Source organism: Shewanella sp. SM32 (assembly GCF_025654235.1).
GTDB classification, from domain to species: Bacteria; Pseudomonadota; Gammaproteobacteria; order Enterobacterales; family Shewanellaceae; genus Shewanella; species Shewanella oncorhynchi.
Window position 1 is genome coordinate 1 of sequence record NZ_JAKKRO010000094.1, and the last position, 11,749, is coordinate 11,749.

General features: G+C 47.8%; 10 protein-coding genes and 1 pseudogene. 6 read left to right on the forward strand and 5 right to left on the reverse strand.

Going from position 1 to position 11,749, the window contains the following annotated elements; all coding sequences use genetic code 11:
• Positions 1-444: 444 nt before the first annotated feature.
• Positions 445-1,977 carry a DUF3612 domain-containing protein gene (locus tag L5M10_RS22345; RefSeq protein ID WP_105250724.1) on the reverse strand — a complete coding sequence of 511 codons (1,533 nt, stop codon included), beginning with the start codon at positions 1,975-1,977 and terminating at the stop codon, positions 445-447.
• A gap of 272 nt (positions 1,978-2,249) precedes the next feature.
• Between L5M10_RS22345 and L5M10_RS22350 the strand changes: the two genes are divergently transcribed.
• Together L5M10_RS22350 and L5M10_RS22355 are read left to right on the forward strand one after the other, a co-directional pair.
• Positions 2,250-2,813: a malate synthase gene (locus tag L5M10_RS22350; RefSeq protein ID WP_011845404.1), complete on the forward strand. Its 564-nt coding sequence runs from the start codon at positions 2,250-2,252 to the stop codon at positions 2,811-2,813.
• Between the two features lie 286 nt (positions 2,814-3,099).
• Positions 3,100-4,050, forward strand: a complete 951-nt coding sequence (locus L5M10_RS22355; RefSeq protein ID WP_168826154.1) for a YeiH family protein — start codon at positions 3,100-3,102, stop codon at positions 4,048-4,050.
• 23 nt (positions 4,051-4,073) lie between these two features.
• On the opposite strand, the gene L5M10_RS22360 is transcribed toward L5M10_RS22355, so the two are convergent.
• A complete protein-coding gene (locus L5M10_RS22360; protein ID WP_105253023.1) occupies positions 4,074-4,220 on the reverse strand; it encodes a hypothetical protein in 147 nt (48 codons plus the stop codon).
• Positions 4,221-4,333: 113 nt separating this feature from the next.
• Positions 4,334-4,879, reverse strand: coding sequence for a helix-turn-helix transcriptional regulator (locus tag L5M10_RS22365; RefSeq protein ID WP_263198564.1), 546 nt, complete (start codon positions 4,877-4,879; stop codon positions 4,334-4,336).
• A gap of 144 nt (positions 4,880-5,023) precedes the next feature.
• On the opposite strand from L5M10_RS22365, the gene L5M10_RS22370 reads away from it, so the two are divergent.
• The 4 genes from L5M10_RS22370 to L5M10_RS22385 are packed head-to-tail and all read left to right on the forward strand — an operon-like array spanning position 5,024 to position 10,629.
• Positions 5,024-6,247 carry a metal transporter gene (locus L5M10_RS22370; protein ID WP_263198566.1) on the forward strand — a complete coding sequence of 408 codons (1,224 nt, stop codon included), beginning with the start codon at positions 5,024-5,026 and terminating at the stop codon, positions 6,245-6,247.
• A complete protein-coding gene (locus L5M10_RS22375; protein ID WP_263198568.1) occupies positions 6,244-7,272 on the forward strand; it encodes a membrane fusion-like protein in 1,029 nt (342 codons plus the stop codon). The genes L5M10_RS22370 and L5M10_RS22375 overlap by 4 nt, the downstream gene beginning before the upstream one ends.
• 1 nt (position 7,273) lies before the next feature.
• Positions 7,274-10,327, forward strand: a complete 3,054-nt coding sequence (locus tag L5M10_RS22380; RefSeq protein ID WP_263198569.1) for an efflux RND transporter permease subunit — start codon at positions 7,274-7,276, stop codon at positions 10,325-10,327.
• On the forward strand, positions 10,324-10,629 hold the full coding sequence (locus tag L5M10_RS22385; protein WP_105250730.1) for a DUF3240 family protein: 306 nt from the start codon (positions 10,324-10,326) through the stop codon (positions 10,627-10,629). Before L5M10_RS22380 ends, L5M10_RS22385 begins: the two co-directional genes overlap by 4 nt.
• Before the next feature lie 74 nt (positions 10,630-10,703).
• Here L5M10_RS22385 and L5M10_RS22390 read toward each other — a convergent pair whose 3' ends face one another.
• Together L5M10_RS22390 and L5M10_RS22395 are read right to left on the reverse strand one after the other, a co-directional pair.
• Entirely contained in the window at positions 10,704-11,339 is a 636-nt protein-coding gene (locus tag L5M10_RS22390) for a paraquat-inducible protein A (RefSeq protein ID WP_173248414.1), read from the reverse strand.
• Between the two features lie 177 nt (positions 11,340-11,516).
• Positions 11,517-11,749, reverse strand: a pseudogene (locus L5M10_RS22395) (IS4 family transposase); the annotation flags it as partial.

An 11,749-nucleotide genomic window follows, 5' to 3' on the forward strand; every position in this document is an offset into this window, starting at 1 on the left:
GAAGTTCTGGGCAGTATTGGTGTAAAGAATGTTGTAGGATATTGGCTTCGCGCATCTTGTTGTCCAAGTGTAGTTTTTAGCGAAACCATTTGATCATGCAACAAGATGCGCTTCCACCCTAATTTGATGATTTATTTGTAAATCATCAGGGGATTCTTCAGAGCTTTCACAGGTGCAGGGGCGAATGAAAATCGGTGATTTTCGCGCTTATGAGCGAGAGGCAGGGATTGCCGAACTGGAGTGCTTTACATGGATGTAAAGCGAGGACTTCGGAAGCGATAGCAAATTTGCCAATGAGCACAAGGAGCTTTCAACTCCGTTGGGGGCGTCATGGAGCATCCAAGGAGGATAGGACGAGCAGTCCTCCTTGGTCGGGTGTGGGGTGAAGCCCCACGACTTTCTCGGCTGTAAGCCCGCAAAACTCAACGTAAATCAAATAGTGATTTACGTTGCCCCATCACACTGTGACTTACCTGCTTGATAGCAACTTGGTTGACGTGGGCATACGGCGCCGCGAGAGCAAATAAGGCGGGCATCGTTTTTGATCCCGCGTTCTATCCAGTTGATATTGAGGATTTTTGCGACGCTGACCAGATCGCTTTTAATGTGTTTGGGAATAGTGACTGAACCGCCGCTGGCGACACAGGCATCTTTCAGGTCGTGGGCGATAGACAGGGCATCTTTACCCTGTGCTTCAATCGCTGGATTTAAATCTATGCCTGCACAGAGAACATGCGGGTTGCCCGCCGAGTCTTCGACTTTAATCGACTCGCAGCAGTAAATGCGTGGTTCGTTGCCGACGTTTAAAATCGAAATCTGTGCCGAAGTGCCGACCGTCGGCTCGCTGATCATCCTAAAGACGGCCCAATGCTGACAAGGGTCTTCCACTAGTCGCATATTGCCCCAAGGCAGTGGAATCCCGTTACCACGGTAAACGGCTTTGAGCTTGCCCGGTGCGTAAGCATCGAAATAATGCCAATGGGGATAAGGAGAGACGACAGTCATACGCCGCATGGCGACTGAAGCTGACACTTGCAGTTGCTTGTGTACTTCAATCTCATAACCGTGGCGGTCGAGTAATTGGCGATAAGGCACTTTAGGACACAGCAGCGCACCGGCGAAGAAGCTCGATTCAAAATCGCGCCATGCATGCAAGATATCCTGCGCGTTCAAGGTATTGGACTGCATACCCGCCTCTTCATCCACTTCTAATTTGCGGCCTGAGATCATCACACTCTTGAGGCCATCCTTGTTGTGCAACACGCAATGACCTATGTGCACGGCTAAATCATATTTGAGTCTGTTGGGGCGATTTTTGAGGATTTTATTTACATAAATCGTGCTCGGCGGCTCAATAAATGAGGTGACCAACTGACGCGAACTCACGCCCATTTCATCGATAACTTCCTGCGGCGTACTGTCTATCCACTTAATTTTTAATCCCATTCCCTTAGCAATATCCAGCATATCGTCCAGAGATAAGGGCATACGTTTGAGGCCGACTTCTTCAGCGGCACGTTCAAGATCAGGGAAATGATTTTGATGGTGTTCTTGATGGGCGCGGATCAATAAATGGGCAAACTGCCGACCTGAGATCCCTGTTTGCGACAGCATCTCAGGTATCGCTATTTGTAAAATATCATTGGAAAACAAAAAGCTGGGTTCGAGTGCCATACCACTTATGCCACCACGTCGACCCTTGTCTGGCGTAATGGCGTTTTCTTCGGGCACATCGTCTAAGAACCATTCGGCGTCTTTTTGAAAAACCGCGGCGATCACAGCCAGCATTCCGGCACTCGGCACACGCTTGCCACGTTCGATCATCGACAAATATGACACAGAGGGCGCACTTCCCGCGTCGACTCGAATGCATCGTGCCGACAAATCTTCCATAGTTAAATTATTACGTTTCCGTAGGTTACGTATTTTTGTGCCTAGGAAATGTGATTTTCTCATCAAGCTCTGGTCATTGCGCATTTTGTAAAATTCACAGTGTAAAATTTTTATTGTGAAATTGTAGTCAAAAAAAGACTAGACTACAAATCAAGCAATCAAGCAATCAAGCAATCAAGGAAAGGCTAATGCGAACAAGCTAAGCCATTCCAGTACAAGAAATGCTTAACCACTCCCACTAAAAGTGGCTAAGCACTCAAAGCGGACAAACCAAATTGAAGACAAACTTTGATAAGCCAAAAGTTAAATCAAAACCCTGAATTTTTTTTAAATTGAAAGAGTGAGAGGAACAAGCGATGAATATGTCAATTATCAAGAGCAACCAGATCCAACCGAATCTAAACAGCCTCATCGCAGAAGAAGTGCTAGCCGTGGCCCAAGTCAATGTCGCCGAGCACGAGAAGATCGCTAATGCGAAACAATTCCTCGACCGCCTCTTTCCACTTAACTCTGGTTCACACCAAGATGTGAGCAGCTATGTGGTTTACTACCAACACCTGTTGGCCTTTTTTGCCGACGGCAGCCACAGTGGTTTACGTCAGCCAAAACAGTTTGTGGCCTTTAACGGCACTAAAGATGCGCCTTGCGCCATAGTATTACAGGACCTAGGTTGCCACGTTGAACTCAGTTTCGACCGCAGTGGCATGATAGGTGCGAGAGACGTTGCCAATCTGGAAGATATCCAAATCGGAACGTCATTAAACATGGTAGTCGGAACACCAGAGTCACGTTCTGCCGCATCGCGCCATTGGCTCAGCCTATTACATGCGGGTATGTCCAGCGCCAACGACACCCAAGATAAGTTGTTTACCGCAAAGGATGGCAGCGATTATAACTTGAAAAGTATCGTAAATTTATAATTTCACTCTTTATAATCTAGCCATTTACAATTTCGCCAAGGAGATGAACTGAGCTCAGTTCATCTCCTTCGATTTACCCTCCTACTTTGCCAAACCTTCTAAGAGTCAATAAAACTGATTAACTAGATAAGTTTAATTGATTTTATTGAGGCTCATACACACAGCTATAATGCCCTCTTTCATCTGTCTCCATGATCAATCCAATTGATCGCCATTTTGTATCCGTCGCTTAATGTGAAGATCTGTGGTTGGAACGATAAACCGAATCGCTCGAGCCTAAGGCGTTATGAATTCTTCATCGACATCACAGCAAAATAATAAGACTCATCGCATCGTTTTCATCTGTGCGGGTTTGTTATGCCTCGCGCCTTTTATCTCATCGCCCATGGCGCTAGTGTTAGGTTTTACCTTAGCCAGCCTTGGTTGGGTGCCAGTGCAATGGAATATCGCCGCACTCACCAAAAAACTCCTGTCTTATTCGATCATTGGCTTAGGGTTTGGGATTAACTTAAACGCGGCGATCGAGGCGAGCACCCACAACTTCGGCCTGATTGTTGGCTCAATCTTTTTCACCCTCAGCTTAGGGTTTATGCTCACCCGCGCCCTGAAATTTGATCATGTCACGGGCCACTTAATCGCCTCTGGTACCGCTATTTGCGGTGGCAGCGCCATTGCCGCAGTCGCTCCGGCCATCAATGCGCGTAACGATCAAACCGCCACTGCGTTAGCCTGCGTATTTGTGCTCAATTCAGTCGCGCTATTTTTATTCCCTGCACTCGGCCACTTGCTCAATATGAGCCAATACGATTTTGGCGTGTGGAGTGCCATCGCCATCCACGATACTTCATCGGTTGTCGGCGCGGCTTCAGCCTACGGCGATGAAGCCTTAAAAACCGCCACTACCATAAAACTCGCCCGTGCCCTGTGGATTATTCCGATAGCATTGGTCAGCGCTATGTTGTTTGGTGGCAATAAGCGCAAGCTTAACCTGCCGTATTTTATCGGTTTTTATTGTTTAGCCATTGCCGTGGCCCATTGGTTGCCACAATTCCACGCTGTTTATGACACCTTATTTATGGTGTCGAAACGGGCATTAGTCCTGTGTTTGTTTTTGATTGGTGCAGGAATTACAGTGCAGAAAATGCGGGCGAGTGGCCCCAAACCTTTGTTGCTTGGGGTGATGCTGTGGGCAGCAATTGGTATCACGTCTTTAGTGTATATTGTTTATTTTCAATAGCTAAGATTTAACTCAAAGCCAATCTACTCTGCCGTCGGCTTCATTCGCCAAGCCCAGTAGAGGACGCCAACAAAGGCGGAGAATTCGATAAGTGAACGCACGAGTCCTGTGGTTTGCGTCGAAGCGACCAAGGCAATCAGGCAAAACACGATAATCAGCCAGTTTTTCAATTGCATCTTCCTGCAAACTTAGGGGATGCTCATTATTGTTTAGAACTAAAAACTCAGCAAATATCGATTTTCAATAACAAATAGCTATAACAGCTAAGCCAATCCTGCGTTGATTAAGCTGCCTTAGGGCTTGATGCCGCTTCATTCGCAGCAAGATCTTGATTATGTTCTTGAATAAAATCTTCCATAAACCAAGCGCAAAAAGTATGGCGTCCATCGACTGCCGCTTTACCGTAAATGGTCGATGCCTGTTGTCTGACGGTTTTTTCTTTAGTCTGGCGCACTTCGGCAATTTCTTTAAAGCTTAAGCCCTTAAGTAATAAAAATGCCACTTGCTGCTCACTCTTAGTAAAGCCCCAAGTCTCGAATTGCTGCGACACAGCTTGGCTGTATTCTTGTCTGGCAGAGCGCATTTGCGTCGACATATTGTCGATTTTTTTATCCGCATGCTCCAACCGTTTAGCTAACGCTTTCACCTCGCGGGAGCGACGAATAAGGTCATAACTTAAGTACATGGCACCAATCACAGTGAGCACTAATAACATGGCTTCCTGGGCAATATGCCATTGGGGAATGCCCAATTGAATGTCGGAAGTGATGTCAAAAAGCTTAAAGCATATGATCAAGGCCAACAGACCAATAATGACAAAATCCTTCATCGAAAACTCCTAAATAAAAGCAAAATCAACCCATTAATTTATGGGACATATGTACCATAGACGGTTTTATGATACATGTCCCCCACGACTTTCGCCCACCAATCCCTACACTGACAGCACACTTTATTACCATAGAATCGTCCTATGTCTGTCAGTACGTCTTGTATCAAGTTATGTCTGTTGGCGACCTTAGTCAGCAGCAGTTTCCTGTGCCACGCCGCTAATTCCGAGCTATCTCAAGCACTCACCACCAGCCAAGCAAGATTACATTCTCTATCTCAATCGGGCGGCCAGTTACCGCAATCACAAATAAGCTTAAGCAGTTCATCTTGGCTCAATGGCCTGCCGAGCATTAGCTTGAGTCACTTAGGTAGCCTAGATAATGGTAACAGCTACGAGCAGGAACTCTCACTCAATTTGCCAATAAAATCCCCTGCTTTGCACAGCAGCGATAAGCAAATTAAACAACTCACCCAAGGCATTCAGGTGCAACAAGCCGCGCTGCAAGGCCTGTATTTATCGGGATTATTGCGACAAAGCCTGTGGGAACATCGTCTTGCTGCAGTGAAACTGGCCCAATTAGATCGCAAGAGCCAATTACTCGACAAGCTTCATAGTCAGCAAAAGCAACTCACAGATGCGGGCGAACTGCCGATTGCCCACATTCTCTTGTTAGAGCGCGAACTGGTGGATATTGCACTGGAGCGGGTCGACCTTAACCAGCAACAGGCTGAGGCGCTTGCCCTCTATCAACAACTCACCGGACAAGAGCAAATACCGCAGAACATAGCCGAAACCGCGCGGCCACTTTCTGCCAACAACCAATCCAATGACATGCTCGCGCAACATCCATTATGGCAATTATTGAGCCTGCAGAAACAGCAACAGCTGTTGATCATCCAGAGTCAGCAAGCGGGGAATAACGATCCTTGGGCAGTCTCACTCACGGCCAAAAATACCGCCGATAATCAAGTCGATGATCAACAGCTTGGCATCGCCGTTTCTGTACCACTGACCTTAGGTTCTGCCCTATCACAAACCGAATTATCCCAATGGCAACAAGCCAATACCGAGCACACGCTCAACCTCGACCGTACCTATATCGAACTGAAAACTCAGCTTAAAAAGCTAGAACAACAGCAACAAAACTTACTCGACCAACAGACATTGCTAACTCAAGCCTTACACCTTAGCCGCACCATCACTGAAGAGCTGGCCAAGGTCAAAGACCAAAATCAAGTTAGCTACGAAGTCTGGCTACGCCGCTATATGGATACCCTCGATACCGAATCCCGCTTAGCACTAAACCAAGTCGCGCAGCAACAACTGCACTCCCAACAACTGCAAGCCTTAGGAATTTCATTATGATGGCCAAGTACGGCGCATGCCTTTTCTGTTTATCCGCCAGTGTTGCCACTTTAGTGCAGGCTGAATCCTTAACGATAAGCTCCCTCGGTAATTTAGACCTGAGCTACGTACAACCACAGAAAGTCGCCAGTTATGAGGGCAGCCCGTTGCCCGCGCAGGTTGAAATCCTCCCCGGTAACGATTATTGGATCAGCACGCCGGAGAATATCCAGCAGATCAGCTTTCTCGTCGGCCAAGGCCAGCTCGTCACTAAAGGCCAAGCAATAGTTAAACTGACTGGGCCAGAAGTGTTCCACTACCTCGCCCAAGTCGAAGCCGCCAGCAGCTTATATCAACTGGCAAAAAGTCGTTATGAGCGCAATAAACTCTTAGTAAACAATGGCAGTATCAGCGCAGAAAAATGGCAAGAGATCAGCCAAGACTACTTCAGCACTCACCTCGAATACGAGCACATGCAGCATTTTATGGAGATAGTCAAAAGCACAGATGCCACCACAGACTCCCTAGTGGTAGGCACGCCAGTGGCGGGGATCGTTAAACTCAATCAAGTGAATGGGCCTTATATGGCGGGTTCGCAGCTATTCTCACTGGTGCCCAGCGACAGCATTCGCGTCAAGGTCAGTGTGCCAATGAGTCAGTCATATTCGCTCTCGGCGGTGAATATCAATCAGTGCCATATCGCTATTGAGTCCGTGTCGGCCATCGCCGAAGGTGCCTTTGTGACCGCTTGGTCATCACCCGTACCGCAGGAATGTAACTTATTGTTAGGACAACAGATCACTGTGATACCTGAGTATCAAAAGGCGGTGTATTTACTCCCTAAAAATAGCGTATTCAGTTGGGAGCAAGACAGCCAAGTCTTCACTAAAACCGCCGACACGCTCACCTCGATTACAATCAATATTCTTGGCTCAACTCCTGAGCAATATATCGTTGAAAGCGATCAAGAACTCAGCCAAATCCAAGTGTTATCCCAGTCAGTTGCTGCAGTCAAAGGCATAATGCTTGGCTTAGGAGGCGAATAAGATGTTGACCTCAGTCATCCGCTTTTCGCTTACGCAGCGCTTATTTGTGCTGATTGTGGCGCTGATCATCATATTAGCGGGAGCGCGAGCCTGGTTTTCCATTCCCTTGGATGCCTTTCCCGATATTTCGCCCACCCAAGTGAAGATTATCCTCAAGGCGCCCGGCATGACGCCGGAGGAAATCGAAGCGCAAATTACCGTGCCGATTGAAACCGAACTGCTAGGTATTCCCCATCAATCGATTCTGCGCTCGACCACTAAATACGCCATCAGCGATATCACCCTCGATTTTGACGAAGGCACAGATATCTATTGGGCGCGCCAGCAGGTGAGCGAACGCATCGCCGCCGTGTGGGACAGTTTCCCTGAAGGTGTGACGGGCGGTGTGGCGCCAATGAGTACGCCGCTCAGCGAAATCTTTATGTTTTCACTCGAAAATCCCAATCTTTCGCTGATGGAAAGACGGCAGTTGCTCGAATGGGAAATCCGTCCGCTACTACGAACCGTTGCAGGTGTCGCCGATGTGAATATCCTCGGTGGCTATGCCAAAAGCTTTAGTGTGACACCCAAACCTGCGGCTATGGCGGCCGCGGGCGTAAGTTTTGCGGCGCTGCAACAGGCGATAGTTGAGAATAATCACAACGAAGGTGCGGGCAAGCTCACCATTGGTACAGATACCATCATAGTGCGCGCCGAAGGTCGCATCGATGACATCGACGAACTCAAACAATTGGTGATCAAGGCCGATGATGCCAGAGTCTATCGACTGCAGGATTTGGCCGATATTCAAATTGGCCACTTAGCCCGCTATGGCGCAGTCACTAAAGATGGCAACGAAACCGCCGAAGCCTTGATCATCGCCCTGAAAGACGCCAATACCGCACAAGTAGTCAAAAACATTAAAGAGAAACTCGATCAAATCAGCCTAACCTTGCCAGAAGGCAGCCAGATCAACACCTTTTACGACCGCGCGAATCTGATCAATACCGCGATTGATACTATCTCCAATGCCTTATTCGAAGCCGTAGTGTTGGTGATCATCTTGCTGGCGCTATTTTTAGGTAACGTGCGCGCCGCATTGGTCGTGTCACTCTCGCTGCCTCTTGCCGCGTTGATGACGTTTTTGATGATGGATTACTTCAATCTTTCTGCGAACTTAATGAGCCTAGGCGGACTAGTTATCGCCATCGGCATGTTAGTGGATTCATCTGTGGTCGTAGTCGAAAACATGGTGAATCTTATCGCTACTAAGCAGAGATTACCGCGGCTGCATTTGATTTTTCGCGCGACCAAGGACGTTGCCATTCCCGTAGTGTCGGGCACTGTGATCGTCATGATAGTGTTCTCGCCCTTACTGACCTTGAGCGGGCTCGAAGGCAAACTCTTTACCCCAGTTGCGGTCACTATCGTGTTTGCCATGCTGTCGGCGCTGGTGTTGTCGTTAACCGTTATTCCGGTTATCGCTTCTTATCTCGTCAACGAAAAAGCCGCCAAGGAACCTAAGGCGATTGAAAAGCTTAAACAGCTTTATCTGGCCAGCCTCAAGAGCACGTTTAGCCATCAAAAACGCTTTATGGTGATCGCCTTTAGCTTGCTTATCGTCAGCTTAGGCTTGTTCGGGTTAGTGGGAAAAACCTTTATGCCGACCTTAGATGAAGGCGACATTATCCTGCAGCTGGAGAAATCCCCGTCGATTTCACTCGAAGCTTCGATTGCCATCGACAAGCAAATTCAGCAAACCTTGCTGGCTAAAGTTCCTGAAATCAAACAAATGGTGGCGCGTACTGGCGCGGATGAAATCGGCTTAGATCCCATGGGGCTCAATGAAACCGATGTATTCTTAGAACTTCTGCCCCGCAGCGAATGGCGCTTTGCCAATAAAGAAGCGCTTATCGATGCGATCCGCACTGTGTTATTGGACTATCCCGGCGTTAATTTTAACTTCACTCAACCGATACAAATGCGCGTGTCCGAAATGCTCACTGGTAGTATTGGCGACGTGGCGATTAAGGTCTTTGGTAATGATATCGACACCTTAGGCCAGCTCACGAGCCAGATCCAACAGCTCGTTAATGCCACCAGCAGCAGCGTCGATGTGAAAATGGCGATGATCGAAGGCAGTCCTTTTATCAACCTCACCTTAGATAACGAGCTCGCCCGTGGCTTTGGCATGAGCACCATGGAGTTTGCTCGCTACCTGAAAAGCCAACTCGAAGGCGTGATAGTGACCGAAGTGCTGCAAGGTAAGAAGCGCACACCCGTACTGATGGCTAATAATCAGAGCCACTTAAGCAGCATTAATGAGCTTAAAAATCAGTTACTGGTGATGCCAGATCACTCCTTAAAACGCCTGAGTGATGTCGCCACCTTAAGCTATAAGCAAGGCCCCATCCTTATCGAGCGTGAGCAAGGGAATCGCTTTTCAGTGATCACCACCAACGTGCAGGGTCGCGATATTGTGAGTTTTGTAGAAGAGCTCAACGCTAAAATCGCAAAGGAAATCAAACTCCCGAGCGGTTATAGCGTGAGTTTTGGTGGCGAGTTTGAAAACCAGCAGCGAGCCACCAGCAATTTACTGTTAGTGATCCCCATTGCTATCGCACTGATCACTTTGATTTTATTCACCACATTTGGCTCACTGGCCAAAGCGGGCTTAATCCTCGCCAACGTTCCCTTCGCTATGATGGGCGGTATAGTTAGCCTGTATTTATCGGGGGAGTATTTGTCCGTGCCCGCCTCAGTTGGCTTTATCGCCCTGCTCGGCGTCGCTGTGCTCAATGGCGTGGTAATGGTCAGCTATTACGAACAAACCAAGCACATGTTCAGTAATCTGCGCGAACGGGTAGAACAAGGTGCGGCGCGGCGTTTACGCCCCATTTTGATGACGGCGACAACGGCCATGTTTGGTCTTATGCCGCTAGTGTTTGCCTCAGGTCCTGGGGCTGAAATTCAAAAACCTTTAGCGATTGTGGTGATTGGCGGTCTGCTCACTTCAACCATTACCACACTGTATTTACTGCCAATTCTGTATTTTTGGCTGGAGAAACGTAAATGAGCACAGAACAACTGTTAGTACTGATCGCCCAAAATGATATTAAGGACGACATAGTCGATACCTTGATAGAGTTAGAGTTTCTATCGGGTTTTAGCCTAGGGAATATTTGTGGTTTTAGCCGTGAACACAGCCATTTTAATATCAAGGAACAAGTGGAAGGTTATCGGGAGTTTTGCAAATTCGAAATCATGCACCCCGTTGCACAACAAGCCGCGCTGCTCGCTGCGCTGGCGTTGGTCTGCAAACATAATCCCTGTCGCTATTGGATTATGCCCATTTATCAAAATGGCACTTTGTCCTAACTCACTGCGCCATTAACCGCGTTAAATCTCGTCATCCGGCCTTATCGCTAAGGTCGGGATGCCTTATAAAATAGCTACAAAATTGGCGTTGGACGCCGCACTAAAAAACCACTCAGGATCGATAAAATGCAGTAAGCGGTAAAGAAGTAAAATCCATTTTCAAATTGCGCTTGGGTTTTTAGCATTTCCCCCATGCCACCTGAGGCGTTCCCCGCCATAAAGGTGATGATCAGCGCTACCACAAACACATCGGCCATCGACCACTTGGCGAGTGCGTTGACGACGGCATTAATCCTCAGTTTCAGGCCAATCGAGCTAACACATTGCTGTGCCAACATTAAGCTCAACTTCAAGGCTGGCACTATCACACTGAATAACATGACTAATCCCGCGACGAGCCCATTACCAGAGTGATAAAGCTCGGTCACTGTTCCCCAAATACTACGAGTCTTCTGCAACACTTGGACTTCACCTTTAAGACTATTAAACCCAAGCAAACCACTGACCATGCTTAACATACCGCGGGCACTGTCACGTCCAGAGTCCTCATCAAAGCTTTGGGCAACTTGCTCTATGCCTTGTTCCGCCAGCTTGGCCTTATCGATACTGCCGCTGATACTCAAAATAGGTTGAGTCACCCCTGGGATTAACAAAGCCAAGGATAAGATAATGATAAAAATAGGAAATAGAGATTTCATAGCACTGTTCATAGCATTGCTCGACCAGAGAAATACTTTCAGTTTACGGTTTTTAGCGCAGGCTCTGCAATCATTCACACCAGCCATCGACTCAGATGACCGGCATTTAAGGTAGGATTTGAAGATTAATAGAAAGGAGTCGGATCGATATCTAATGCACTCGGTGACACACCGCGCTGAAGGATCCCCTCATAAATCAGCCATAGCATAGCCATATTTGAGCAACTGATTGGCGAATAATACCCAGGCCGCCAGCAATTCTTTCTCCGTGATTTGATAATCAGGCCGCCTGAGTACCTCCAATCCCAAGCGAATCGTTGAGAGTACCGTTCGATGCCCAATGGTATTGGCCTGAAAATGCTTATCCCAGCCCTGTTGCTGTGCGTGTAAACCAACTAGCCACAACAGGCATTGAACCATCA

What these genes read in the sequence shown, in the direction of transcription:
- L5M10_RS22390 (WP_173248414.1), bottom strand. Translation starts at nt 11,339, where the DNA reads ATGAACAGTGCTATGAAATCTCTATTTCCTATTTTTATCATTATCTTA.
- L5M10_RS22385 (WP_105250730.1), top strand. Translation starts at nt 10,324, where the DNA reads ATGAGCACAGAACAACTGTTAGTACTGATCGCCCAAAATGATATTAAG.
- L5M10_RS22380 (WP_263198569.1), top strand. Translation starts at nt 7,274, where the DNA reads ATGTTGACCTCAGTCATCCGCTTTTCGCTTACGCAGCGCTTATTTGTG.
- L5M10_RS22345 (WP_105250724.1), bottom strand. Translation starts at nt 1,977, where the DNA reads ATGCGCAATGACCAGAGCTTGATGAGAAAATCACATTTCCTAGGCACA.
- L5M10_RS22375 (WP_263198568.1), top strand. Translation starts at nt 6,244, where the DNA reads ATGATGGCCAAGTACGGCGCATGCCTTTTCTGTTTATCCGCCAGTGTT.
- L5M10_RS22355 (WP_168826154.1), top strand. Translation starts at nt 3,100, where the DNA reads ATGAATTCTTCATCGACATCACAGCAAAATAATAAGACTCATCGCATC.
- L5M10_RS22350 (WP_011845404.1), top strand. Translation starts at nt 2,250, where the DNA reads ATGAATATGTCAATTATCAAGAGCAACCAGATCCAACCGAATCTAAAC.
- L5M10_RS22370 (WP_263198566.1), top strand. Translation starts at nt 5,024, where the DNA reads ATGTCTGTCAGTACGTCTTGTATCAAGTTATGTCTGTTGGCGACCTTA.
- L5M10_RS22365 (WP_263198564.1), bottom strand. Translation starts at nt 4,879, where the DNA reads ATGAAGGATTTTGTCATTATTGGTCTGTTGGCCTTGATCATATGCTTT.